Origin of the sequence: Serratia sp. AXJ-M (assembly GCF_046531865.1) — a bacterium.
In the GTDB taxonomy this organism is placed as follows: Bacteria; Pseudomonadota; Gammaproteobacteria; order Enterobacterales; family Enterobacteriaceae; genus Serratia; species Serratia liquefaciens.
The window spans coordinates 1,508,640-1,532,704 of sequence record NZ_CP059394.1 but is presented as its reverse complement, the minus strand read 5'-3'; the positions used below and the strand labels follow the sequence as shown (position 1 = coordinate 1,532,704).

The 24,065-nt window shown below is 58.0% G+C and carries 25 protein-coding genes; 11 read left to right on the top strand and 14 right to left on the bottom strand.

The features are described from left to right. Positions 1 to 79: 79 nt before the first annotated feature. Entirely contained in the window at positions 80 to 718 is a 639-nt protein-coding gene (locus H0S68_RS07225; protein ID WP_410529275.1) for a flavin reductase family protein, read from the top strand. A gap of 165 nt (positions 719 to 883) precedes the next feature. Continuing rightward, complete coding sequence (gene bhsA, locus H0S68_RS07220; RefSeq protein ID WP_020825899.1) at positions 884 to 1,144, top strand: multiple stress resistance protein BhsA; 261 nt, start codon at positions 884 to 886, stop codon at positions 1,142 to 1,144. 62 nt (positions 1,145 to 1,206) lie between these two features. On the opposite strand, the gene H0S68_RS07215 is transcribed toward bhsA, so the two are convergent. Genes H0S68_RS07215 through H0S68_RS07200 form a run of 4 tightly spaced genes read right to left on the bottom strand, consistent with a single transcriptional unit; the run spans position 1,207 to position 6,230 of the window. Next, positions 1,207 to 3,063, bottom strand: a complete 1,857-nt coding sequence (locus H0S68_RS07215; RefSeq protein WP_256813883.1) for a M3 family metallopeptidase — start codon at positions 3,061 to 3,063, stop codon at positions 1,207 to 1,209. Between the two features lie 49 nt (positions 3,064 to 3,112). Next, positions 3,113 to 4,072, bottom strand: coding sequence for a DNA-binding protein YbiB (ybiB, locus tag H0S68_RS07210; protein WP_410529274.1), 960 nt, complete (start codon positions 4,070 to 4,072; stop codon positions 3,113 to 3,115). 40 nt (positions 4,073 to 4,112) lie between these two features. Further along, complete coding sequence (locus H0S68_RS07205; protein WP_142815655.1) at positions 4,113 to 4,745, bottom strand: FMN-binding negative transcriptional regulator; 633 nt, start codon at positions 4,743 to 4,745, stop codon at positions 4,113 to 4,115. A gap of 60 nt (positions 4,746 to 4,805) precedes the next feature. Further along, entirely contained in the window at positions 4,806 to 6,230 is a 1,425-nt protein-coding gene (locus tag H0S68_RS07200) for an MFS transporter (protein ID WP_129940140.1), read from the bottom strand. A 100-nt stretch (positions 6,231 to 6,330) separates the two neighbouring features. Here H0S68_RS07200 and H0S68_RS07195 point away from each other — a divergent pair, with 100 nt between their 5' ends. Then, positions 6,331 to 7,167 (top strand): helix-turn-helix transcriptional regulator, encoded by an 837-nt coding sequence (locus tag H0S68_RS07195; RefSeq protein WP_261108226.1) that lies wholly within the window; start codon positions 6,331 to 6,333, stop codon positions 7,165 to 7,167. Between the two features lie 2 nt (positions 7,168 to 7,169). Here the strand turns inward: H0S68_RS07195 and H0S68_RS07190 are convergent, their stop codons facing one another. Together H0S68_RS07190 and H0S68_RS07185 are read right to left on the bottom strand one after the other, a co-directional pair. Beyond that, positions 7,170 to 7,799, bottom strand: coding sequence for a LysE family translocator (locus H0S68_RS07190; RefSeq protein ID WP_020825893.1), 630 nt, complete (start codon positions 7,797 to 7,799; stop codon positions 7,170 to 7,172). A 73-nt stretch (positions 7,800 to 7,872) separates the two neighbouring features. Then, the gene (locus tag H0S68_RS07185; protein WP_198640167.1) at positions 7,873 to 8,787 is read right to left on the bottom strand and encodes a LysR family transcriptional regulator; all 915 of its coding nucleotides are present in this window, start codon (positions 8,785 to 8,787) and stop codon (positions 7,873 to 7,875) included. A 113-nt stretch (positions 8,788 to 8,900) separates the two neighbouring features. On the opposite strand from H0S68_RS07185, the gene H0S68_RS07180 reads away from it, so the two are divergent. Then, positions 8,901 to 10,253, top strand: coding sequence for a DHA2 family efflux MFS transporter permease subunit (locus H0S68_RS07180; protein WP_410529273.1), 1,353 nt, complete (start codon positions 8,901 to 8,903; stop codon positions 10,251 to 10,253). On the opposite strand, the gene H0S68_RS07175 is transcribed toward H0S68_RS07180, so the two are convergent. Further along, a complete protein-coding gene (locus H0S68_RS07175) occupies positions 10,212 to 11,126 on the bottom strand; it encodes a DMT family transporter (protein WP_046374138.1) in 915 nt (304 codons plus the stop codon). The two genes, H0S68_RS07180 and H0S68_RS07175, sit on opposite strands and share 42 nt — an antisense overlap. Before the next feature lie 136 nt (positions 11,127 to 11,262). On the opposite strand from H0S68_RS07175, the gene H0S68_RS07170 reads away from it, so the two are divergent. Then, positions 11,263 to 11,697 carry an Lrp/AsnC family transcriptional regulator gene (locus H0S68_RS07170; RefSeq protein WP_020825889.1) on the top strand — a complete coding sequence of 145 codons (435 nt, stop codon included), beginning with the start codon at positions 11,263 to 11,265 and terminating at the stop codon, positions 11,695 to 11,697. Here the strand turns inward: H0S68_RS07170 and dinG are convergent, their stop codons facing one another. From dinG to H0S68_RS07155, 3 genes are all read right to left on the bottom strand, one after another. Then, positions 11,698 to 13,896, bottom strand: a complete 2,199-nt coding sequence (gene dinG / locus H0S68_RS07165; protein ID WP_198640168.1) for an ATP-dependent DNA helicase DinG — start codon at positions 13,894 to 13,896, stop codon at positions 11,698 to 11,700. It lies immediately after the preceding gene. 62 nt (positions 13,897 to 13,958) lie between these two features. Continuing rightward, positions 13,959 to 14,345, bottom strand: a complete 387-nt coding sequence (locus H0S68_RS07160) for a tautomerase family protein (RefSeq protein WP_410529272.1) — start codon at positions 14,343 to 14,345, stop codon at positions 13,959 to 13,961. Positions 14,346 to 14,349: 4 nt separating this feature from the next. Next, positions 14,350 to 14,667, bottom strand: coding sequence for a carboxymuconolactone decarboxylase family protein (locus tag H0S68_RS07155; protein WP_020825886.1), 318 nt, complete (start codon positions 14,665 to 14,667; stop codon positions 14,350 to 14,352). 380 nt (positions 14,668 to 15,047) lie between these two features. Between H0S68_RS07155 and ompC the strand changes: the two genes are divergently transcribed. The 3 genes from ompC to H0S68_RS07140 all read left to right on the top strand — a co-directional run bounded on the left by ompC (position 15,048) and on the right by H0S68_RS07140 (position 18,055). Beyond that, positions 15,048 to 16,145: a porin OmpC gene (gene ompC / locus H0S68_RS07150; protein WP_046374141.1), complete on the top strand. Its 1,098-nt coding sequence runs from the start codon at positions 15,048 to 15,050 to the stop codon at positions 16,143 to 16,145. 209 nt (positions 16,146 to 16,354) lie between these two features. Next, positions 16,355 to 17,203, top strand: a complete 849-nt coding sequence (locus H0S68_RS07145) for a GNAT family N-acetyltransferase (RefSeq protein WP_410529271.1) — start codon at positions 16,355 to 16,357, stop codon at positions 17,201 to 17,203. Between the two features lie 33 nt (positions 17,204 to 17,236). Next, positions 17,237 to 18,055: a 5'-nucleotidase, lipoprotein e(P4) family gene (locus tag H0S68_RS07140; protein WP_369982326.1), complete on the top strand. Its 819-nt coding sequence runs from the start codon at positions 17,237 to 17,239 to the stop codon at positions 18,053 to 18,055. A 98-nt stretch (positions 18,056 to 18,153) separates the two neighbouring features. Here H0S68_RS07140 and H0S68_RS07135 read toward each other — a convergent pair whose 3' ends face one another. The 3 genes from H0S68_RS07135 to H0S68_RS07125 form a co-directional block, all read right to left on the bottom strand. After that, positions 18,154 to 18,678 carry a GNAT family N-acetyltransferase gene (locus H0S68_RS07135; RefSeq protein WP_020825882.1) on the bottom strand — a complete coding sequence of 175 codons (525 nt, stop codon included), beginning with the start codon at positions 18,676 to 18,678 and terminating at the stop codon, positions 18,154 to 18,156. Between the two features lie 2 nt (positions 18,679 to 18,680). Next, positions 18,681 to 19,250, bottom strand: coding sequence for a helix-turn-helix domain-containing protein (locus H0S68_RS07130; protein WP_410529270.1), 570 nt, complete (start codon positions 19,248 to 19,250; stop codon positions 18,681 to 18,683). A gap of 122 nt (positions 19,251 to 19,372) precedes the next feature. After that, positions 19,373 to 20,869: an MFS transporter gene (locus H0S68_RS07125; RefSeq protein ID WP_240504831.1), complete on the bottom strand. Its 1,497-nt coding sequence runs from the start codon at positions 20,867 to 20,869 to the stop codon at positions 19,373 to 19,375. A 104-nt stretch (positions 20,870 to 20,973) separates the two neighbouring features. Here H0S68_RS07125 and H0S68_RS07120 point away from each other — a divergent pair, with 104 nt between their 5' ends. The 3 genes from H0S68_RS07120 (at position 20,974) to H0S68_RS07110 (ending at position 23,077) form a co-directional block, all read left to right on the top strand. Continuing rightward, a complete protein-coding gene (locus H0S68_RS07120) occupies positions 20,974 to 21,627 on the top strand; it encodes a helix-turn-helix transcriptional regulator (RefSeq protein ID WP_046374146.1) in 654 nt (217 codons plus the stop codon). A 165-nt stretch (positions 21,628 to 21,792) separates the two neighbouring features. Continuing rightward, positions 21,793 to 22,707 (top strand): drug/metabolite exporter YedA, encoded by a 915-nt coding sequence (gene yedA / locus H0S68_RS07115; RefSeq protein WP_187962528.1) that lies wholly within the window; start codon positions 21,793 to 21,795, stop codon positions 22,705 to 22,707. Between the two features lie 193 nt (positions 22,708 to 22,900). Next, positions 22,901 to 23,077: a hypothetical protein gene (locus tag H0S68_RS07110; RefSeq protein ID WP_410529269.1), complete on the top strand. Its 177-nt coding sequence runs from the start codon at positions 22,901 to 22,903 to the stop codon at positions 23,075 to 23,077. Between the two features lie 207 nt (positions 23,078 to 23,284). Here the strand turns inward: H0S68_RS07110 and H0S68_RS07105 are convergent, their stop codons facing one another. After that, positions 23,285 to 24,064, bottom strand: coding sequence for a phosphate/phosphite/phosphonate ABC transporter substrate-binding protein (locus tag H0S68_RS07105; RefSeq protein ID WP_410529268.1), 780 nt, complete (start codon positions 24,062 to 24,064; stop codon positions 23,285 to 23,287). Position 24,065 lies beyond the last annotated feature (1 nt).

The window sequence follows — 24,065 nt, the reverse complement described above, 5'->3', positions numbered from 1 at the left end:
ACCATAAAGCAGCGGCAAACTTGCAGCCGACGGGAAACCCGTCAGAATAAAAGTTCTGTTTAGCCACCCCAGGTCACTTATGAGCAGTCAGTCCCGATATTACTACGAACCCGCGACAGGCCATGGTCTGCCGCACGATCCCCTGAACGCCATCATCGGCCCACGCCCCATCGGGTGGATCTCATCGATCAGCGCGAGCGGCCAGCGCAATCTGGCCCCCTACAGCTTTTTCAACTGCTTCAACTACCGCCCGCCGATCATCGGTTTCGCCAGCAGCGGTTGGAAAGACAGCGTGGCAAACATCGTCGAAACCGGGGAGTTTGTCTGGAATCTGGCGACGCGCCCGCTGGCCGATGCCATGAACAACAGCTCGGCCAGCCTGGCCCGCGGTGAAGATGAATTTGCCTTTGCCGGCGTGACGCCGCTGCCCAGCCGTCGGGTGAAAGCGGAAAGGGTGGCGGAAAGCCCGGTGAACTTTGAATGCCGCCTGTCACAGTGCATTCAGTTGCAAAGCGCCGCCGGGGAAAAGGTGGATACCTGGCTGGTACTGGGAGAAGTGGTCGCGGTACATATCGATTCGTCAATGCTGGACCAACACGGCGTTTATCAAACCGCTGCTGCCGAGCCTATCCTGCGCGCCGGCGGGCCGACGGCCTACTATGGCATCTCGGAGCAACACCGTTTCGATCTGGTTCGCCCGGATGCGCAAAAACGATAATAAACGGCCCTTTCTTCCTCTGGAGGGAGGGCGCAATTAATAATCAAATAAATTGAATGATATTATCAATACTCTCCGATTTCATCCTTCCTGTCACTGCGCAATAATCACTCCATCGAAAGGCAAGCGCCTTTCTCCCTTAAAAACCAGACAGGAATGACCATCATGAAAAACATCAAAACTTTTGCTGCTGCTATCGCTCTGAGCGCCGTCTCTTTCACTTCTTTTGCTGCCGACTACGTCAGCGCACAAGATGCCACACAGTTTGAGAAGGCCGGTGTGATCTCTGCCAGTGGCGCGACCGACCTGAGCAGCCTGAAAGCGCAACTGTCCGCCAAAGCCGATGCGGCCGGTGCCAAAGCGTTCACCATTACCTCCGCTGGCGGCAACAACCTGATGCACGGCACCGCGGTAATCTACAAGTAATTAACGGATTACAATGAAAAAGCCCGCCGATACGCGCTATCGGCGGGCTTTTTTATGGCTATTTAATTCAGGCGGGCATTAATCGCCGCGGCGAAATCACGGCACATCTTTTCATCGCCTTCGGCGTTATCGGCCAGCACGCGATCGCCATCCACCACGCGGATATGTGCCGCCAAATCGAAGTCTGCCGCCGGCTGTGGCCGGGCAACTGCAGCCGCTATGGTTTGCTGTGCAGCCTGCCAGGCCTGCGCCACCGTCTGATTACAGGCCTGCGCCAGATAGTCCGGGTTGAAACCTTCACCGGTCAAACTCCGCAGCGTGTCATCGTGGCTGACACCGTTACCCGGCAGCCAGTAATGACGCGCCAGATCCGGACCAATTGCCGGGTTATCGGTAAGGTAACCGTCGCGCTGCAAGAAGAAGTGTCGCGTCTGCTCAACTGCCATCAGCGCCAGCAGATAGCCCTGATATGAGCAGGCCGATTCCAGCGACAGCAAATGCGGGATCGCCAGCGTCGGCCGCGGGCTGCCGCTGATGCCCAATATTTTTTGCTCAACTTCACGTGCCAGTGCGGTTATCGCTTCCGGCGTGCGCTGTTCGTCATCCCACTGATACAACGCCCACTCAAAGTAAGGCACCAGTAAAATATGACGTTCGTTGAACGCACGCATCGGCTGACGCGCAGCGATGCTGGCCTCGATCAACGTATCCGGCACGGCCTCACCCGCCGCGTTTTTCGCATAGCGTTTCAACCAATCGGCGTCGTCCAGCAGGCTGTCACAGAACATCGACTGGGTTTCGGCGTAGGCCATCGAGGTCGGGGGGAATTCCTGCGAAAAACAGGGCGCATTCTGGCAGATATTGGCAAAGTGCGCGGCGTGACCGCCTTCGTGGAACAAGGTATTTAAACCATGAGCCCCGCTACCGACCTGATCCGGCTGCGCCAGGCTGGTAAAGTTAATGCGTGCCGGTAGCCATTTGCCCTGCTGGATAAACGGCGGCACTGGCCCATGCATAAACCCGTTTTCATACTTGCCCTCGCGCACCAGCAGATCGAGATCCATCTGCGCACCGCGAAATCCGATATGCAGCCGTTTAAAGCTGTTGATCCAACGCTCCAGCGACTGGGCAAACGGGAAGTATGGATCCAGTTGGCGGGTCACATCACCGGCGCTGGCAAAACGTACGTTCCAGGGTTCCAGTGCCTGTTCACCCTTCTCGGCCGCCAATTGCTGCAGGCTGCGTGAGTTGGCTTCGCGAGTTTGCTGCTCGAAGCGATCAAGGATGGCGAACAGCTGTTCCGGCGTCATACGCTCGGTTTTGTTCACCTTGTAGTCAAAATAGTTACGAAAGCCCATCTGGCGAGCAAAACGGTTTCGCAGGCTAATCAGCTCCGGCAGGCCGTTATGCAACAGCCACTGCTCCAGTTCACGCAGCGCGTTCTGCGAGCTGCGGCGATACTCTTCATTTTCATTGGTCGCCTGATTGGTCAACAGCTCGCCGAGCGAGGCATTTACCCGCTGCCCGGCGGCATTCAGATGGCTGACCGGGTTAGCCTTGCGGCGGGTATAAAGATCCGCCTCAGCGCTGATGATTTGATCCAACAGCGTTTGAGCCTCGGCATCTTCAATCGCGTTGCAATCAAAAAAGCGTAGCCAACCGTTCAGCCCGTGCTGCAGCGCATCTCGCTGAGCATCCTGCGGCAGGGCCTCCAGCCCGGCCAACAGTTGACGAATTTCCGCTAACCGACGCGGCTCGGCGATAAAACGCTTATAGGCGCTTTCCGCCGCCGAGAAGCGGGCCGAAACGCCCTCATCGCCAATACCCATATAGTTCTGCCAAAACAAATCTTCTTTGGTGCGGTGCACCTCAAGATAGTCCTGATTCAATTGATTGAAGTAATCGAGAGCCTGTTGCATAACCATCCTTTCAGCCGATTAGCGAAATATTCCAGTATAGACAAGGGTTTTACGCGCTGCGTAAACGTTCAAGTCCCTGTTCCAGGGTGTCGACTTCACCGGCGGCCAACAGGCAGCAGGCGATCTGGCGTTGGATCGCCAGCGGGATCGCCACGTCCCCCGCCAGGCAACGCTCAGTCCAGCGAGCGGTGGTTTCTGCATCCTTGGCTGCCGGCAGCTCCGGCGTGGGATCCTGCTCCGGACGCTCCAGCAACACTTGCTGCTCGCCGTTAACGATGTAATGGATCTGCGGGCAGCGCTGAGGATTGGCGTACGCCTCCCCTTCGGTGCCGTGCATCAGCAAGCCACGGGCGCCAATTTGACGGAAGAAAGAAGCCACCCGACCGACGTATTCCGGATGCGACACGCTGGCAATGCGCAACACATCCTGTTCACCAAACGGCGTTGCCAGTTTGGCCAGCGTATGGGCGCTGTTACGTACCCCCATGCGCCAGCGCAGGCCAAGTTGCAGATCCAAAGGGGCAGACAGCGCCGAGACCGGGATAAACACCGTTTCGCCGTTATCCAAACGCCGTTGGGCATGGGCAGCGTCTGGCGACCAGGGCAGGCCCAGCGCCTGAAAAGTTTCCGCGCTGGTAACCCGGGTACTGTCGTCCAGCACGCCGTGCACCACTACCGGCAACCCGACGCGCGTCAGCAACAACGCCAACAGCGGTGTCAGATTCGCCTGCTTGCGCGCTCCGTTATAGCTTGGCAGTACCACCGGCATCGGCCGTCCCTGCGGCATCTGCAGACGCATCACCTGTTGCTGCATCGCCTGATAAAAACCGAGCATTTCCTCTTCGGCTTCGCCTTTAATCCGCAGGGCGATCAGAATACCGCCCAACTCCAGTTCGCCCACCTCACCGGCCAGCATCTTTTGATAGAGCTGGAAAGCGGTTTCCCGATCCAGATCGCGCGCATGGTTTTTGCCACGGCCGATTTCTTTGATAATTTTGGTGTAATCCATCGTTCTGCTGTCCCCTGATCCAATCTGGGATCAGCATACCCTATCCGCGTCGACGCTCAACCTCATCCGCCAGTTGCTGCTGGTCCGAATCGCCTGCTCGCAGCCCGGCGATCACCCCATCAGCGTCTTCGGCACTGCGGTTTTGGCTCATTTTCCATTTGCCCAAACGCTCGGTTACGGCTATCTCAATGCCGACAATGCCCTGGATCTGTGCGGCAATATAGTGGGCCGGAGCATCTTCCATTCGCCAGGGTTCAGGTTGATGCCCCTCCTGCAGCGCAGTTAAACCCTCCAGCTGTTGTCGCAGCCAGCGGGCATCTTCCGTGATCCGTGGCGTACCGCGCAGCTGTACCACGCTGTAATTCCAGGTGGGTACCACTTTGCCGCTCCGGCGTTTGGTCTCATACCAACCAGGGGAAATATATCCGTCTCTTCCCTGAAAAATCACCAGGCACTCACTGGCAGCCTGCAACAGCCGCCAATGGGAATTGGCACGGGACAAATGCGCCCGCAGCAGGACGTTGCCCTGCTCATCGGCATCGATTAAAAAGGGCAGCGGATCCGCCACCAGGCCCTGCTCCCCCTGGCTGATTAACATGCCGAGCGGGTTGGCGCGCACCAGCGCAATTTGAGCGTCCAGTTGGTCTTCACGGAATGAGGCAGGCAGATACATTACCTTGGCTCCTTGGGGATTTACGGTTGGCGGTAAATAGCAATAACACCCGCCATGGGTTTACTGAAGGGCCAGTTTGCGTTGTTTTTGGATGATCCACCTCAGCAAGCCGAAGGCAACGGCCATCGCCAGCAGGTTGTAAACCATCGCGCCGGCAAACGCCTGTCCGTAACGTTCTGCGCCAGCACCGCCCGCCAACAGGGGAACAAAAAACGCGCCGCTGGCGGCAATCCCCAACGCCCCGCCCACCTGCTGCACGGTCGAAATGACCCCCGCGGCCATTCCGGCCTGATGCTCTTTCGCCAGCCCGAGCACCAAATTAAGCAAAGGCGTCATGCTCAGCGCCTGGCCGAAGCCCAGGATCACCAGCCCCGGCAATAACCACAACGGCTGTACCAATGCCGCACCCGACAGCACCTCCACCACCAACAGCGCCATGCCGGCGGCATAGACTGCGACGCCAAGCGCCAGCACGCCGTTCCCCCACCGTTGCACCAGCCCCGGTGCCAGGAACGAGGCCAACATAAATGCCGCACTGGCAGGGGCAAACAGGCTACCGGCCTGAAACGGCGTCAGGCCTATTCCCGCTTGCAGCAGCAGGGCAAAACACAGAAAGAACGAAGAGGCGGTCGAGTAAATCGCCAGCACCACGGCCACCCCCGGGGTAAAACTGCCCTGCCGCAACAGCGCAGGATCCAGGACCGCATCCCCAGAACGCTGCGCCAGACGCCGCTCCCAACGAATAAAAGCCCAAAGCATGCCAATTCCGCAAGCCAACGCCGGTAATACCCACCAGGGCCAGCCGCGCGATGGCCCTTCCAACAAGGGCACTAGCAGCAACAGCAAACCGGTCGCCGCCAACAGCAAGCCCATGCCGTCCAGCCGCTGTGCTTGTTCAAGACGTGACTCGGGAATGCGACGCGCCGCCACGATTGCCAATACGCCGATCGGCAGATTGATCAGAAAAATCATACGCCAGCCGCTGCCGAAAACATCGGCTTCAATAATAAACCCGCCGAATATCTGGCCGAAAATCGCCGCCAGCCCCAGCGTCATCCCCAGCCAGGCAAAGGCGCGCCGCCGCTGATGTGGGTTGTACAATACGCGCATCAACGCATATATCTGCGGAAACAGCAGCGCTGCCGCCGCGCCCTGAAGAAAACGCGCAACGATCAGCATGCTCAGTGACGTAGCCATACCGCACAGCGCGGACGTCAGCGTAAACCCCAGCATGCCGAGGCTAAACATACGCTGTCGCCCAAAGCGATCGCCCAGACGTCCACCGGCTATCAACAACACGCCGAATGCCAACTCATAACCGGCAATGATCAACCCCACGCCAGCGAAACTGGCCGCGAACTGCTGCTGGATCACCGGCGCCGCGACGTTCACCACAAACAGGTCAAACACCGTCACAAAACCGCCCAACAGCAACACCGGTAACCCCACCAGACGACGATCGCCTTGTGCTAATGACTGTTCCATACGTGCCTCCAAAGATTACGATGGCGGCAGTATGGAACATGTCATAAACTGTTACTATATAGCCAGTTATACTATTACTAACAGCAACAGGACGACCGCTATGCCACCGCGTACCCTCAACCGAACCCGTCAGGATCTGGCGGATTTTCTGCGTCAAAAACGCGAGAAGCTGTCACCGCAGGCCGTCGGCTTACCGAGCGGCACGCGTCGCCGTACGCCGGGGTTGAGGCGCGAAGAAGTCGCCGCGTTGGCAGGCGTAGGATTGACCTGGTACACCTGGCTGGAGCAGGGGCGGGAAATCAACGTTTCGGTCGATTTTCTGGAAAATCTGGCGCGGGTTTTAAAGCTGGATGCGACCGGGCGCTACCATCTGTTTTTGCTGGCGCATCAACGCCCGCCGATACCGGTCGGTCATCAGTGGTGTCAGGTTTCACCGCTGGTGCGCCGCTTGCTGGACGATCTGCAACTGCGCCCGGCTTACGTGATGAATCTGAGCTGGGACATCATCGCCTGGAACCCGGCGGCGGAACGGCTATTCGCGATTGGCGATCGCCCGGCGGATCAGCGCAATATGCTGTGGATGCTGTTTGCCGATCCCCAACTCAATCAACGGCTGGTGGAATGGCAAGCGCAGGCACCGCAAATCCTCGCCAGCTTCCGCCGCGACTATGCGCGTGCGCCACAAGACGCCACCATGCAACAGCGGGTGCAGGCGCTAGAGCAGGTTTCGCCTCAGTTCCGTCAGCTATGGCAACAGCATGACATTCACGGTCGCTGCCAGGGAGAACGCACGTTCATTGTGCCGGGCGCCGGCCAGGTAACCTTCGAACATGCGTCGTTTATTGTCGATGAAGAAAATCATTTGCGGCTGGTGATGTACAGCGCGCTACCGCAATGCCCGGCCAGCGCGGCTTTTGAAGCATCCTTACAGGCGTAAGGCTATTTGCGGCTGTCAAAAATCAGCTTGCAGGCCAGCCCGGCGAACACGCCGCTCAACAGGTAATTCGGCCAGCGCGCACTGAAGCGGCGGCCGATAAAACGGTTTTTCATGCCGCTGACCGCCAGGATCAACCCACCGTTAATCACCAACCCCACCAGATTTAACACCGTCGCCAGCAACAGCATTTGTACCACCAGCGAACCGGCGTGTGGATCGATAAACTGTGGGAACAGCGCTAAAACGAACAGCGCCATTTTTGGGTTAAGAATGTTGGTGAATAATCCCTGCCGGAAAATGCGTGCAGCCGGTACCGCGGCTAATCCCGCAGAAGCCTGCAAACTGCTGCCGGATCGCAGCGTTTTCCACGCCAGATACAGTAAATAGGCTGCCCCCAACATACGCACCGCATCATAGGCCAGCGGGACCGCGACAAACAGTTGCGACAGGCCTAACGCCGCCGCCAGCGCGTGGCAATAGGTACCCAGTTGGATCCCCGCCAGTGACGCGAAACCGGCACGGCGCCCCTGGCTAACGCTGCGCGAGGCAATCAGCAACATATCCGGCCCAGGGGTCACCGTCAGCGCCAGACAGGCCCCGGAAAACAGCAAAATGGTGGAAGCATCGATCATAAATCACCCGTACGCAGCATGGTGGGAAGCAGGCTTTATCATAGCCGCGCCACCGGCGTTTACCAGCGCCAAATCACTGCCACGGCGCTTTGGGGGTGAAGGCCGCCAGCAGGGCATCAATGGCGACCCTCACCCGTAACGGCATGCCGGTCCCTTTTAGCCAGACCACGTTAATCGCCAGCCCTGCACCGCAGCTGCCAGGTAAAACCTCACGCAACGTCCCGGCCGTCAGCGCATCATGCGCCAGCCAACGCGGCAGCATGGCAACTCCCTGACCGGCGCAGGCAGCCCCCAGCACCGCCTCCATATTGCCCAATCTCAAACGGGCCGGTGGCAACAGTCGCTGAGCTTTACCCTGTTCATCCAGCAAATGCCACGGCTGGCTACGCCCATCACGCAGTAAGCCAATCGCCTGATGCTGCGACAGTTCTGCTAGCGTGCTCGGTTCCCCCTGTCGTGTCAGATAACCCGGTTCAGCACAGAGTATTTGCCGCTGCTCACCCAGTTGCCGCGCGGTGATGGCCGCGGCATCACCCGGCGAACCGATCCGCACTGCCAAATCGATCCCCTCTTCCGCCAAATCTGCCGCACGGTTGGAAAACAACGCTTCAATGTGCAATTTCGGGTAACGGTCCGCCAATGCCAGCAGCGGCGGCATCACCCACTTTTGGCCGAACAGCACCGGCAGCGATACCCGCAGTCGTCCCTCCGGCGTTTGGGCCCGAACCGCCAGCTGATTTTCCGCCGCTTCCAGTGCCGCCAGCGCCTTCAGGCAATCGTCATAGAACAACTGCCCTTCATCGGTCAGCGACAGGCTGCGCGTGGTGCGTTGGAACAACCGCACCTGCAGCCGCTGTTCCAACCGAGCCACGGCTTTACCCACCGTTGAACGCGAAAGGCCCAGTTGCTCGGCGGCACGGCTAAAACCACCGGCCTGCACCGCCTGCACAAAGGCGCGGATTGCATGTAATCGTTCGCTGGAAATCATCAGGCCTGCCCTATTGGCGATATTAATTCGCCTATTAAACGATGAAACAACGCCACTGGCTACCGCCTTCGCTGAGTAAACTGAACGCACTCTTTCTCTGCCAGGAAACCCCTATGAGCGAACGCAGTGAAATTCTGACCGACAGCGGCACGCCCCAACTATGGCGTCTGCTGATTGGCATCAGTATCGCCAGCTTTTTGGGCTGTATCGATTTCACCATCGTCAATACCGCCATCCCCGCGATCCAGCGTGAGCTGGCCGCCAGCCTGAGCAGCGTACAATGGGTGATGACGTTGTTCGTGATGGCACTGTGCGCCTTTATGGTCAGCGCCGGGCGGCTGGCGGATCTGTATGGCCGTCGTCGGGTGTTGTACTGCGCAATGCTAACGTTCGCCGCCGCGTCGTTGGGCGCCGGGCTCTCAGGCAGTATTGAGCTGCTCAACGTCTGGCGTTTTGTGCAGGGCGCCGCCTGCGCGGTACTGTACACCGCCACTACGGCCATTGTCGCCGATGCCTGGCCGCCGCAGCAGCGCGGTCGTGCAATCGGCATTTTGCTGGCGGTCAACGGCCTGGGTCTGGCGATCGGCCCGGTGGCCGGTGGCCTGTTGGTCGGTTCCCTGGGCTGGCGCTGGGTGTTTCTGTTGAACGTGCCGCTGATTGCGCTGAGTTTCGCCTTCTGCCTGGGAACCGTTCGAGAGTCTCGCGCCCAACAAGGCAGCAGGCTGGATATCCCCGGTTTATTGCTGTTGGTGATCGGCGTTGCCGGGCTGCTGCTGGCCATCAGTCAGGGCAGCCAATGGGGATGGCTGAGCGCAAAAACCGGGTTAACGGCTGCGCTGGCGCTCGCCGCGCTCGGCCTGCTACTGCCGGTTGAACGACGGGCACATTCGCCGCTGGTACCGCTGGTTTTTCTGCGGCGTCCCGCCTTTTTGCGCGTTTGCCTGATGAGCGCGCTATTGGCCTTTTTCTACTGCGCCGCTTTCTTTTTGATGCCGATTTACCTGGAAAACACCCGCCACTACCAGGGAACGATGCTGGGACTGTTGTTGCTGCCAACCACCGCGGTGATGGCAGCCCTCTCGCCCTGGGTCGGCAGATGGGTGGATAAATCCGGCCCACGCGCGGCGTTGATCCTCGGTTTTGCCACCCTTGCCGGCTCCGCGGCCCTGCAAAGCCGGTTTAGCGTCGACAGCCCGCTGCCGCTGCTGCTCGGTGCCTTCGCCCTGATGGGGATGGGCTGGGGCTGCATTCTCGGCCCGCTGGTGTTGGCGACGCTCAACAGCGTCAGCGAGTCGCAAAGCGGCGGCGCGTTAGGCATCACCTGGACACTGCACAATCTCGGCGGCGCCGTTGGCCTGGCGGTGGCGACCCTGATTTACCCGAGCTACGGCTACACGCCGGTGATGTTGTTGCTGTTGGCGCTGTCATTGTTCGGGGGCCTGCTTGCCGCCTGGCGCAGCCGCTAGCCGAACACGGCGCTCCCCCAGCAGGTTCATGCCTGCCGCCGCCAGCAAAATGAGGGCAGCGCCGGCAAACTGCAGCGCCACCAATCGGTGACCGAACGCCAGGCGATCCACCAGCATGGCGGCGATCGGATAAATAAACGACAGCGAACCTGTCAGGTTGGTCGGCAACTTTTGGATCGCGCCATACAGCAACACATACATGATCCCGGTGTGCAATACGCCCACCGTCACCAGCATACCCCACTGTCCGGCATTGGCCCGCGCGTGGAAATCTACCATCGGCAACAGCATCAGCGCGCCGACCGTTACCTGGATCAAGGCGATCAGGTGCGGTGGCGTCCCTTTCAGCCGTTTGGCGGCCAGCGCCATCAGCGCGTAAAAAAATGCCGCGCCCAGCGACAACAAAATGCCCATCAGGTAGTTGTTCTGTCCACCGGCCTGTTTGGGCTGCGCCAACACCACCAGCGTCATGCCGATAAACGCCAATACCAACCAAAACAGCTTACGCAGGGTCAGCTTCTCGCCGAGAAACAGCGCCCCCAGCGCCACCAGCATGAACGGCTGCGTGTTATACACCGCCGTCGCGATGGAGATCGACGCATAGGAATAGGCAGCAAACAACAACAGCCAATTAACCACCAGCGCTACGCCGCCGGCGATTGCCACCAGCAACGTAGTACGCGTCAGGCTGTCGCGCCGCAGCTGCCCCAGCGCAGCACAAATGGCCAGCAACACCAGCGCCCCCACCGCACAGCGCCAGAACACCACGTTGATCACCGGCTGGCCGGACATCAGCACAAACCAGCCGATGGTACCGGAAATCAGCATCGCGGCGATCATCTCCAACGAGCCGCGTTTTATCTCTGCATTCATCTTGGTTTCCTCACAGTAAGCCTAGGCACTTAGCTTGCGGCTTTCCTGCAGCGGTTTCCATGGCATAAAAAAGGCAATAATGCTTAACTTCCTTTTTAATTAAGGCATGAATTGAAAAAAACCTAATGGAGAGCCTATGGATGCTATCGATCGTCAAATCCTGAACCTGCTGGCAGAGGATGCGCGGGTGTCGCTGAAGACCCTCAGCGCCAGCGTCGGGTTGTCGTCACCCAGTACCTCGGAGCGGCTGCGGCGGCTGGAGGAGAGCGGCGTGATCCAGGGCTACACCCTGAACGTCAATTTGCAGGCGTTGGGCTACGCTTTTCAGTCGCTGGTGCGCATCAAACCGCTGCCGGGCATGCTGAAAAAGGTCGAGCAAATGATTCAGGAAATTCCGGAGGTGGTTGAGTGTGACAAGGTGACCGGCGAAGACTGCTTTATCGTGCGCCTGGTGGCGCATTCGATGGAGCAACTCGACCAGATCCTCGATCGGCTGGCCGAGCGCGCACAGAGCAATACCTCCATCGTCAAAACAACGCCGGTGAAACGTCGCCTGCCGCCAATGCTGTGATTAACGGGTACGTTTGCGGGCGAACGGGCTCTTGCGCTTCTTGCTCTTTTTCTCCGCTTCGGCGGCGGATTTAAGCGCTGCCTGGTGTGCCTTGTCGGCTTCAGGCACCTCACGCTGTTCGATGGGGAACACCGGCAATGCCGCCAGCAGGCGCGAGCCGTAGCTTTTGGTCAGCAGCCGGCGATCGTAAATCACGATCTCGCCGTGGCATTCGTTGCTGCGGATCAGTCGGCCCACCTGCTGGATCAGGTTGAACGAGGCGCTCGGCAGGCTTTGTACCTCGAAGGGATAACGCTTCAGCGACTTCAGCCACTCGCCTTCGGTCAGGATCACCGGGCTGTCAATCGGCGGGAAGGCGATCTTGTGAATATGCACCTGGGTCAGCAATTCCCCTTTCAGATCCAGCCCTTCAGCAAACGACTGCAGGCCGATCAGCACGCTGGCAGTGCCTTTTTCGACCCGCTTGCGGTGCTCTTCCACCAAGCGATAACGCGGTTGATCACCCTGTACCAACAGCATCAGGCGCAAATCGGTCACGTAGCTGAGGAAGGTCTGCATCGCACGATGACTGCTGAACAGGATCAGCATGCCCTTATGTTTGCCGCTGGCCTGCTCGGCGCGGAAAAAGCGCGCCATCTCTTCCAGATGCTCAGCTTCGTTGGCTATCGCCGGTTCGAAACGCATGTTCGGGATGACAATCTTGCCCTGCTCAACGTGGTTAAACGGCGAAGACAGGGTTTCGAAACGATCGCCGGCTTTCTCGCTCAGCCCGCTCATTTCCTGCAGGCGCGCAAAGCTGTTCAATGAACGCAGGGTCGCCGAGGTGACGACCACATGCGGCACCTTGCGCCACAACAGCTTTTCGAGCTGATCGCTCACGCGAATGCCTACGCAGTGCAAATACAGGTGCGTCACGTTATCGCGCAAATCGCGCGTGACCCATTTGGAGATCGGCGCATTGGAAGACTTGTCCAGCGCCGCCAGCCGCCATAGTTTGCTCATCGCTTCCAGATAACCCAGGGTGCGGCTCATCTGAATGATTGACCGGTGCAGTCGCACAATGTCGTGCTTACCGGTTTGCTCGCTGAGATCGTTGAGGATAAATTCTGCCACCCCACGCAACGCGTCAGTCAGCTTGAACAAGCGTGCGCTGGTTTCCACCATCTCCGCAGGCAGTTCGCCCATTTCAAACCGGTGTTCGGCAATCACGGTGTCGGTCGGCAGATAGGCGCTGACCTGATGCTCGAAAATCTGGATCAGCTCACGCATCTCTTCGCAGTGATTTTTCAAACGTTCGTCGTTGGTCAGCCCCGGTGGGCTTTTCGGGCGATATTGCGTCATGCACTGTTCAACCTGACGCACGATCATGTCCAGTTGCAAATTGGTCGACAGCGCGGTGATTTCGCCGTCAATCTCTAGCGCGTCACGCGCCACTTCCGGCAGGTGATGACCTTCGTCCAGCACCAGCAACAGCTCTTTCGGGTTGGGCAGTACCGATTCCGTTTCCAGCGCCGCCATCACCAGCGCATGGTTAGCCACCACCACGTCGGCGGTTTCAATCTCTTTACGGGCGATATAAAACGGGCATTCGCGAATGTAATGGCAGTTACGCCCCAGGCAGTTGGCCTTGTCGGTGCTGAGTTTAATCCACAGCGGATCGTCGATCGTCAGCTGATAATGGTCTCGCAACCCATCCCACTCATGGCGGCTGAGCGCTTTGCTCAGTTTCTGGCACAGCGCCTGCTCTTCCCCGCTGGAAGGCGCCAGTTCGTCATCCAGGAACAGCGTCAGATCACCCTGCTCGCTGACGTCGGTGCTCAATGCCGCCAGATTGCGCGGGCAAACATAGCGCCCGCGGCCAAAGGCACCAGTGAATTTCAGATCGGGAATGATCTTCTTCAGCAACGGCAAATCCTTGCTGTAGATCTGATCCTGCAGCGCCACGTTGGCGGTACTGACCACCAGGGGTTTGCTCTCCGCGCGGCCTACGGCGATCCCTGGGATCAGGTACGACAGGGTTTTGCCCACGCCGGTCGGCGCCTCAATCGCCAGGTGGCGCGGATAATCTCCGGCCAGGGTTTTCGCGACTTCGGCGATCATCTGCCGTTGCGGTGCACGGGAAATAAAATCCGGTATTTGTTGCTGCAGGGCTTTGTACCACTGGCCAATCTGATCTTTAACTGCGGGGGAGAGCGCCATTCAACTCTGTATCTCAACGAAATGATGGCGCTATTGTCCCACAGACCGTCGGCTGCGTCAGCCTAGCCTTCGATCATTGAAGCGCGACCCGCACTGAACGACCACTCGTCCTGTTGGGTGGTGGTAATCACTACCATCACATCCTGCGGGCTCAACTGCAGGTTTTCTGCCAGCAACGCCGCCAACCGCTGATAAAAACGCTGCTTGGTGGCGGTATCGCGCGGACGGCCTATGGTGATGTAAAACAGCACATAATCCGTCGAACGTGGGCCGCCGAGATAATGGGGATCGTAAATCAGCTCGCCGGGGCGGTATTGATCAATGGCCTGAAACTTGTCGGCCGGCGGCACGCTAAAAGTCTCGACCAGCGCCTGGTGCAGGCTGTCAGATAAGGTTTTCAGGTATTGCGCTGACTTGCCCTGATGCAAAGCGATACGGCTGAATGGCATGGGACTACTCCTGTTTCAATTCGCGCAGGCGTGCCACGGCAGAGGCCGCCGCTGGCCAACCGGCATAAAACGCCAGATGAGTGATCGCCTCGGCGAGCTGTTCAACGCTCACGCCATTGCGTTCGGCCAGTTGCAGATGAAATGGCATCTGCTCCACGCGGTTGAGCGCCACCAGCGCCGCCACGGTGATCAGACTGCGCTCGCGCGGCGTGAGCCCCGGTCGCTGCCATACATCGTCGAATAATACGCTGTCGCTGAGCTGCGCCAACTTGGGGGCAATGTCGCCAAACGCCTGCTGGCCAGCCTGTTGGGAAGGTTGCATCTTGCACTCCTGCTGCTTAAGGGAAGCTTTACGCTACCCTCAACCTGCATGGGTGAAAATCGGGATTTTCAGCATCAATCATTCACATAAACAGGACAATAAGCCCTCCTGATGCGCTGAAGGAAGTCGTCAACGTATAAATCTCACGCATGATTTTTGGCAGCGACCTGATGGGCATCACGGGGAATTCTAGGCGCCCGTAGAAGAAACAGACGCTTTCCGCGAGATTTTTAATCGTTCGACATGGAAATGAATATTTTGTCATAAATAGATCACATAACTACGGTAAAAAATCCTCGCTGCAAAAAAACAGGCGGCACAGTGAAACAGCAGTACTACTGATGATAAGCGTCTTTCAATCGAATAAAGCAGGGTAAATCATGAAACGTAATCTTCTGGCCGTTATTATTCCGGCACTTTTAATTGCGCAGACAGCACAGGCAGCAGAAATCTACAATAAAGACGGCAACAAACTTGATTTTTACGGCCGCGTAAAAGCACTGCACTATTTCTCTGACGATGCCGGTAATGATGGCGATAAAACCTATGTGCGTATCGGTTTTAAAGGCGCTACTCAAATTAACGATATGCTGACTGGCTATGGCCAGTGGGAATATCAAATAGCAGCCAACCACTCTGAATCTGACGGCACAAAAGATACCAAAACCCGTTTGGGCTTCGCCGGTCTGAAATATAAAGATATCGGTTCATTCGACTACGGCCGCAACTACGGCATTATCTATGACGTCGGCGCCTGGACGGATATGCTGCCTGAGTTCGGTGATGACGCCTACGTCAAAACCGACAACTTTATGAATGGTCGTACCAACGGCGTGGCAACCTACCGTAACAATGACTTCTTCGGCCTGGTCGAAGGTCTGAAGTTCGCGGTACAGTACCAGGGCAAGAACGAAAACGACGGCCGTTCCAACAGCAAGGCGAACGGCGACGGTTGGGGTCTGTCTTCCAGCTATGAAATCATCGACGGCCTGAGCGTGGGTGCCGCCTATGCCTCTTCCAACCGTACTGCCGGGCAAAAAGCGGGTACCTTCGGTAAGGGCGACAAAGCTGATATTTGGGCCGGCGGCCTGAAATACGACAACAACGATGTTTACCTGGCAGCAACCTATTCGCAAAGCCGTAATATCGCGCCAATCTCCGGCACCGCCACTATCAATAATAATTCCACTTCCGTAAGCGGCTTTGCCAATAAGGCGGAAGGTCTGGAATTGGTTGCGCAATATCAGTTCGACTTCGGTCTGCGTCCATCGCTGGGTTATGTTCAGCAGAAAGGCAAAGATATTGAAGGCATCGGCGACGCCGACCTGGTGAAATATATCGACGTTGGCGCCTACTACTATTTCAACAAGAACATGTCGACCTATGTCGATTATAAAATCAACCAACTCGACAGCGATAACAAGCTGGGTCTGAAAGACGACAACGTGATTGCCGTCGCCCTGACCTACCAGTTCTGATGTGATGAATAACCACCACTGCAAACCTTAGCTTCACTTTATACCCAGAGTTACTTCGCCGGGCGGCAACGCCCGGTTTTTTCATTTGTGCTTTTATCGCCTGTTCCTGCCTCATTTACCGCTGCATATCCCGTAACCGCACGCGGAAACTTGCCTTATAAAACAATCGGGTCTAGATGTATAGCTTCCGCCTTAGACAGGGAAAGCTCATGCACACCGATGAAAACTTCGAGTACCAAAGCGCCCTGCGCTACAGCAGCGACGAGCTGGCGCAGATCCTTTGTCATTGTTTTGAAAACTATATTGTACGTTTCGTGATTGACGGTGATACCTTCGCCCGCCGTTTTGGTGCCGAAGACCTCAGCCTGAACGACAGTATTATCGTTACCCACCAGCAACAACCGGTAGCGCTGGCGCTGATCAGCCGCCGGGGCCTGCACAGCCGGATATCGGCACTCTCCATCCGTCCGGAAATGCGCGGCAAAGGCTTGGGAAAAGCCTTGATGAAACGCATTGTCGCCGACGCGCATCAGCGCGGCGATCGTCAACTGTCATTGGAAGTGATTGAAGGGAACGAGGCTGCGTTGGCGCTCTACCATCGGGCCGGGTTGCAAATCGTCCGCACGCTGACCGGGCATCTGGCCGCTACGCCGGTACTTGACGAAGTTGCGCAGTTGCAAGAGATCGACCCGCTGTTCGTCTCTCACCGCCTGATTGCCGAGGGTGCCACCGACCTGCCCTGGCTGATCGCGCCGGAGACGTTGTTCAAGCTACCCGGCAAACCCCATGCTTTCAGCCTTGGCCACCAGGCCTATGCGGTGGTGCAGTTGGGCGCCGACAAGTGCTTTTTGCGCATGATCTACGTGCCGCCGCAGCACCGCAGCCAGGGCCATGCCCGTACCATGCTGGCTGCATTACAGGCGAAGTTTGCGCCGTTACCGCTGGTAGCCAACGTTTACGTTCCTGAAGTGGCCGCCCCCTTCTTCGACCGACTCGGCTGGCAGCAGGACGCGTTGCGCCAGTTTGAAATGACGATGACCTTGAACACACCACAATAACAATCAGAGAGTGATTTATTTATGGCAGGAATAATGAGACAGAAAATGGCCCTCGGCGCGGCGATCGGCATTGCGCTGGTGACCCTGACCGGCTGCGTGCAGCCAGCAAAAACCGATCGGCAGGCCCAACAGCAGTTGGCGGAGCAATCCGTGCTGGCGCTGAACTGGTTCCAGCAATCCGGCGAATATCAGGCGCTGACGCACCAGGCCTTCAACAGCGCCAGGCTGGCCTTTGATCAGGCCAAGGCCGCGCCGGGCAAGAAGAAGGCCGTGGTGGTCGATTTGGACGAAACCATGCTGGATAACAGCCCTTATTCCGGCTGGCAGGCGCAGCAGGGCCAACCTTTCGCCGCTGCCACCTGGGCGAAGTGGTCACAGGCGCAACAGGCCGGCGCGGTGCCAGGTGCCGTGCAGTTTGCCCGCTACGTCAACAGCCATCAGGGCACCATGTTTTACGTCTCCAACCGCAAACAGTCTGAATACGCCGCCACGCTGGCCAATATGCAAAAATTGGGCTTCACCGGCATGTCGGAAAAAACCGTGCTGTTAAGCGGTGATACCTCCAACAAGCAGGCGCGTTTCGACGCAATCAAGAACGCCGGTTACGACATCGTGGTTTACGCCGGTGACAACCTGAACGACTTCGGCGCCGCGACCTACCACAAAGATAACGCGCAGCGGCGGGCGTTCGTCGCCGACAACCAAAGCAAATTCGGCACCGAGTTTATCGTGTTGCCCAACCCGTTGTACGGCGATTGGGAAAGCGGCATGGCGAAGGACTATAACAAGCTGACGCCAGAGCAAAAGCTGCAGATTCGCCAACAGGCAATCAAGGCCTGGAACGGACAGTAACCTCCCAAGCCTTGCAGGGACGGCGCTGGCTGCGTTCTGATTAAGGGGGCGATACGTTCGCCCCCTTAGGCGATAACGCTTGAAAAACGACGGGGTAGTCAGAGCAATTTATACATATAACTGGTGGCATCCAGCGCACCGCCATTGCTGGCGCGTGCGTATTGCGGAATGCTGCCCGCCAGTTGAAAGCCCAGCCGACGGTACAGGCCTTCCGCCGTGTCGCCGGTCAGGGTATCCAGCACCAGTAAATGCCGTTGATGCTCAACCGCCAGCTGTTGCACCTGCAACATCAGGCTGCGGGCAATGCCCTGACGGCGAGCATCCGGGTGCACCATCAGCTTCACCACCTCCGCCCGGTGGCGGCCGTTATCGGGCATATCCAGCAGCAGTTGCACCGTACCGACCACCCTTCCGGCATCTCGATCTCGGGCCACCAGCAGCAGCCTTTCCTTCCGTTCAATAGCCGGCAACAGACGGTGCCAGAACGCCTGCGCCTGCTCAAGGCTAAACGGCATGACAAAACCGATGCTCGCCCCCTGCGAGACGCTGGCATGCAGCATCGCCGCCAGTTCAGGGATCGCGCTTTGTACCGCATCGACGTTCAATTGCTGTATCTCAATCATGATTATGGCCTGCAGATAACGAGGGTGTAATGGGCCAGCTCGGGGCCGGGTGCATGAAATTTTGAAGCGCCGAACAAGCGGTAACGCAGACAATCGCCCGGTTCGAGCTGAAAAGTTCGCGCCTCCAGCGTCAATTCAAGCCGGCCTTCCAGCAGCCATAAATGGTGTTCAAGCGCGTGTATCGAAGGGGCGTCATAAGCGATCACCGCGCCGGCCTCCAGCCTGCCCTCGATAAATTCCGCCTTATAGAGGGCGGCGGGTGGTGATACCGAACGACGATGAAAACCGCTGGCGCGATCAACCCACACCGTCTGCTGTTCGCGATGCAGCAACTCGGGCGGTTCGTCCTCAACCTCGCTCAGCAGCCGTGACATGGTCAGCCCATACGCCGCGCACAGTTTGTTCAACAACGAGGCGGTCGGGCTGGTTTCCGCACGCTCAACCCGCGATAGCGTTGCCCGGCTGATGCCGGTTTGCTGCGCCAACGCTTCCAGCGACCAACCCTGCTGCTGGCGTAAATCAGACAGCCGTTGCGCCAAGCGAAGGTCGGCGCTGTCCACTCCGTTATCCATGGTCTCTATAGCCCTGATATGAAAAATCCCATATGAGAGAAATAATCTCAAATACGGGATTCGTCAATCAGATTTTAAAGTAAACCCTGCGAAGTTATAAAAACAAGCAGGCGGCACCCGCCTTATTCAGGACGAACGCATTGGCTCACAGGGGTGGCAGAGAGCGACAGCCCCGGCGATGCCAGCGCAATTTCGGCATCGCTGGTTGCCACAACAGGTGGAGTAATCGCCGCACAACGCCAGGCGCTAAAGACCGCCAGCAGCGGCGCCAAGGCAAACAGCAGGAATAACCAGCGCGCGGCGGAGGCGGCACCCGGTGCCCCACCCGGCACGTTCAGCCCGGCCAGGTTGGCGACCATTCCCGCCAACGCGGCACCGAACGCGGTGGCAAACAGTTGCACCGTAGTGATCGACGCGCCGGCAATATCCTTATCCGCCTCTGGCGAGACTTGCAGAATACGCGTCAGCAGATGTGGCCAGCCAAAACCGATACCAAACCCCACCACTGTCAGAGCGATGACAATCGGCGTCAGTGCCGACCAATGACCACCGGAAGGCGTTGGCATCAATACGCCCAGGGCCAATAGCCCGACAAACACAAACAGCGGCCCGCTGATAATGGCCCGACGCATACCCGCACTGCGCCAGCCAGAACTGAGGATCTCCGACAGCGTCCAGCCCGCCGCCATGGTGGCTGCGATATAGCCGGAAATCAGCGGTGACTGCCCGTGCAGCGTTTGCAGAAAATAAGGCACGAAGATTTCGCTGGTCATGCCCACAACCAGCAGGGAAACGGTGATATACAACGAAGCCAGAGGGGAACCGCGGCGTAAAGCGCCTTGAGGCAGTAGACGGGCGCGGGAGTGCGCTTCACGGCGAATCAGCCAAACCATCATCAGCACGGCCAATGCAATACCGCCAAAATTGACCCAGGCGCTGTCGGCCAGGCTGCCTGCGGATACCACCAGCACCGCCACCGCCAGCAGCAACAGCTGGGCTACCGGCAGCGGCGCTGCCTGCTGTTGCGGTTTGCCTTTCGGCAGGATCAGGAAGGTGAACCCGGCGTACAACACCATGATTGGCAACAGGATGCCGAAGGCCCAGCGCCAGGCGTTCAGTTCGGCGAAAATGCCGCCCACCGCCGGTCCCACCAGCGTAGCAATACCCCACATCGCCGAAATCAGCGCCATTGCCCGCGGCCAAAGTTTTTGCTCGAACACCAGGTTGATCATGGCGTACGAAAGCGCGAAAATCAGCCCGCCGCCGAACCCCTGCACGGTGCGACCTATCAGCATCACCGGCATCGACGGCGCCAATGCACACAGCATTGCCCCGGCAATAAAGAACAGCGACGCCACCAGATAGGCACTGCGTGCACCGTAACCACTGAGCAGACGTGCAGATAACGCCGATCCGAGAATCGACGCCACCACAAACAGCGTGGTGTTCCAGGCATACAGATTCAGGCCACCAATATCCTGCACCACCGAGGGCAGAATGGTGGTGGCGACCAGAATATTGATCGCATGCAGCGCTACGCCGAGTGAGAGCGCGATCGCACTGGCGCCATTTTTGCCGGAGAATAAGTCGGCCCAGCGGCTATCATCGTTGGTTATCACGGTTGTCGTCCTGTTTTCAGAGGAAGGGCATTGAGTTAATAGTGATATTGCGTTAAATTTAACAAGAGTTAACTTGGAATAATGGTAGGGCGAGGCGGAGAAATATGTCAAGAATAAACTTGGAAAATGGCGGTAGTCCCGCACAATCGGTCAGTGACCGTTTGCTGACACTATTAAAAACCCGCGGCCCACAACAAGCGTCTGATGCAGGAAAGGTTCTTGGCACCACAGGTGAGGCTGCGCGCCAGCAGTTTGTCAAACTGGCCAAAGACGGGCTGGTTGAAGCCGTGGCGGAAACCCGCGGTGTCGGCCGACCGGTGCAGCTCTGGCACCTGACCGCCGCCGGCAATGCGCGCTTTCCGGATACCCATTCAGAATTGACGGTACAGTTGCTGCGCACCGTACGCGACAAGCTGGGCGAGCAGGCGATTGAGTTATTGATCGACACCCGCGAGCAAGAAACGCGGATTAATTACAAGCAGGCGATGATTGGCGCTACCGACTTGCAGGAACGGGTTCAGCGTCTGACGGCCATTCGTTGCCGCGAAGGCTATATGGCCGAATGCCGTACTCAGGAAGACGGCTCCTTTCTGTTGGTAGAGAACCACTGCCCTATTTGCGCCGCCGCTACCGTTTGTCAGGGGTTCTGCCGTGCTGAGCTGAGTATTTTCACCGAGGTGTTGCAGGCGCAGGTTGAACGTTCCGAACATATTCTGGCCGGTGCACGCCGCTGCGCCTACCGTATTTCGCTGCTGTAATCGGCACTCGGCTCAAGGCTATCTGCAGGCTGGCGTTCTCTCTCGATTCTCATCGGTTCGCCAGCCGACCTTGCCGTTAAAAAATAGTGAAAAGCGTTGCTAATCTTCCGTGCGATCGGGTTTACTGAGTCCTCTAATAATAACCTCCCTGCAGAATAAATATCCATGCTGAGTCAAAGTAGCCGTAACGTCCTGCCGTTAATCGGGGCGCTGTTCACGTTATATATTGTCTGGGGTTCTACCTACTTCGTTATTCGTCTGGGCGTGGAGAGTTGGCCACCGCTGATGATGGCCGGTATCCGCTTTTTGGTCGCCGGCATAGTGCTGTTCAGCTTTTTAGCGTTGCGCGGCCATGCATTACCAACCCCCAGGCAGTGGCTGGCCGCTGGCACTATCGGTATCTTGCTACTCGCGGTGGGTAACGGTCTGGTGACCGTGGCCGAACACCAGCACGTACCTTCCGGTATTGCCGCCGTGATGGTCGCGACGGTACCGCTGTTCACCCTGTTCTTCAGCCTGTTTTGGGGCATGCGCAATACCAAGCTGGAGTGGGCAGGTATCGCATTGGGCCTGGTGGGGATCGTATTGCTCAATACCGGCAATAACCTGGTGGGCAACCCTACCGGTGCGTTACTGATCCTGCTGGCTTCCGCCAGTTGGGCCTTTGGCTCGGTGCTGGGGTCACGTATTTCGCTACCGGCCGGACCGATGGCGGGCGCGGCGGAGATGCTGGTTGCCGGAGTGGTTCTGCTGGTCGTCAGTCAGCTCAGCGGCGAACGCCTGACGCAGATGCCCAGCGCCAAAGGTTTCTTTGCGCTGGGATACCTGATTATCTTCGGTTCCATGTTGGCCATTAGCGCCTATATGTTTTTGCTGAAAAACGTGCGTCCGGCGGTAGCCACCAGTTATGCCTATGTCAATCCGGTGGTGGCCGTGCTGCTCGGCATCGGTTTTGCCGGCGAATCGCTGGCAGCGCGTGAATGGGCGGCGCTGGTGATTATCGTAGCGGCGGTGGTGCTGGTGACGCTGGGCAAATTCCTGTTTGCTCGCCCGGTCAGTCGCATAAGCAGGGAAAGGTAGAGGCGCTGCACGCTGCGGCCGAATTAATCGGGGCGAATGTATTCGCCCCCTACAGCGGCTGGAGTGACAAATCCACCGGAAACAGGTTTAAACGCTGCAGCTTGAAAGACGACGGGTATTAAAACGATTCTTGTTTCATATTACGAAGCGTCTATAATTCCCGTTGTTCCTGGCAACCTGCGAAATCATCCCCATGCTGAAAAAATCGTTCATTATCGTTATCTTTCTGTGTGCCTTTGGTTCACTCGGCGGCGTATTCCTGGCCGGGCTGAATATGTACACCCGTTCCACCACGCCGCTAGAAGAGACCGCCACGTCACACGAAGCCGCCGCCACTGCCACTCCGGCAGAGAGCTTTCAGGCCAAGTGATGCGTCCCGCGCTGGCAGCGTTGTTGTAAAAAAACGCTGCAGTCGCCCGACGCGCACCGGTATCGGCAAAGGGCGCGGTAACCGCCTCATTGCTCCATTTCAGCAGCAACTCCCCTTCTCTTCTTTCGCCAACCGTTGGTGCGATTTTCTGCGCGCTGCCGCAGGCATCATTATTTAGCGCCGCCTGAACACGGGCCAGTCATAAGCTTACAGCGCTGTCACCCCGCGGGCGGCGGCCTGCTGCTCCAGCTCGGTGATTATTTGGTATGCCGAACGCGGCACCAGGCTGAAATCGCCGATCAGCAGGTTGTCGCTTACCGCTTCGCCCAGCATCGCCTTCGCCCCGGCACGCAGTATTTCCAGCTGTTCCGGTGGGGTCTGCGCCGAGGTAATCAAGGGTAGCCCCGGCACGCTGGCCGTTCGCCCAATAATTTTCAGCCCGGCCAACGCCTGGGGCCGTGCCCGTTTCAACAGTTCCAGGCTGACGCAGTCGACGGCAGCAATGTCTGCCTGCCGGTTTTGGATCAGCTTGAGCGACTGATAGTGCGCCCCGGAGGCGATGGCAGCACTGAAGAAGCTGCCGTTCTGTGCCAAGGGTGCGATCAGCGCACGCAAGCTGTTATGCCCTGACTGAGAGTCGGTACTGTTGTATACGGCGATCCGGCCGCGAAAATCCGCCAGCCGCTCGCCTGGGTCGTCGTCGCGCACCACCAACCAACTGCTGTAATTCGCGCCCTCACAACCCTCGACGCGGTAGTGATAAGTCCCGATCAGCTGCACCTGCTGCAGGCTGCTGACCAGCGGATAACCGCAGGTTTGGCTGAGCAATAAATCGTCCTGTAGCCAGTGCTGAGCCAGGTCGTGCGGCCAGACGAGCTGTTCAGGAGCCAGCGGCAATCCCAACTGCAGTAATTTATCGCGCAGCACTCGCCAGAAAGATTCGGCCGGCTGATGGGTCACGCCATACATCGGCAAAGATACTTGCATC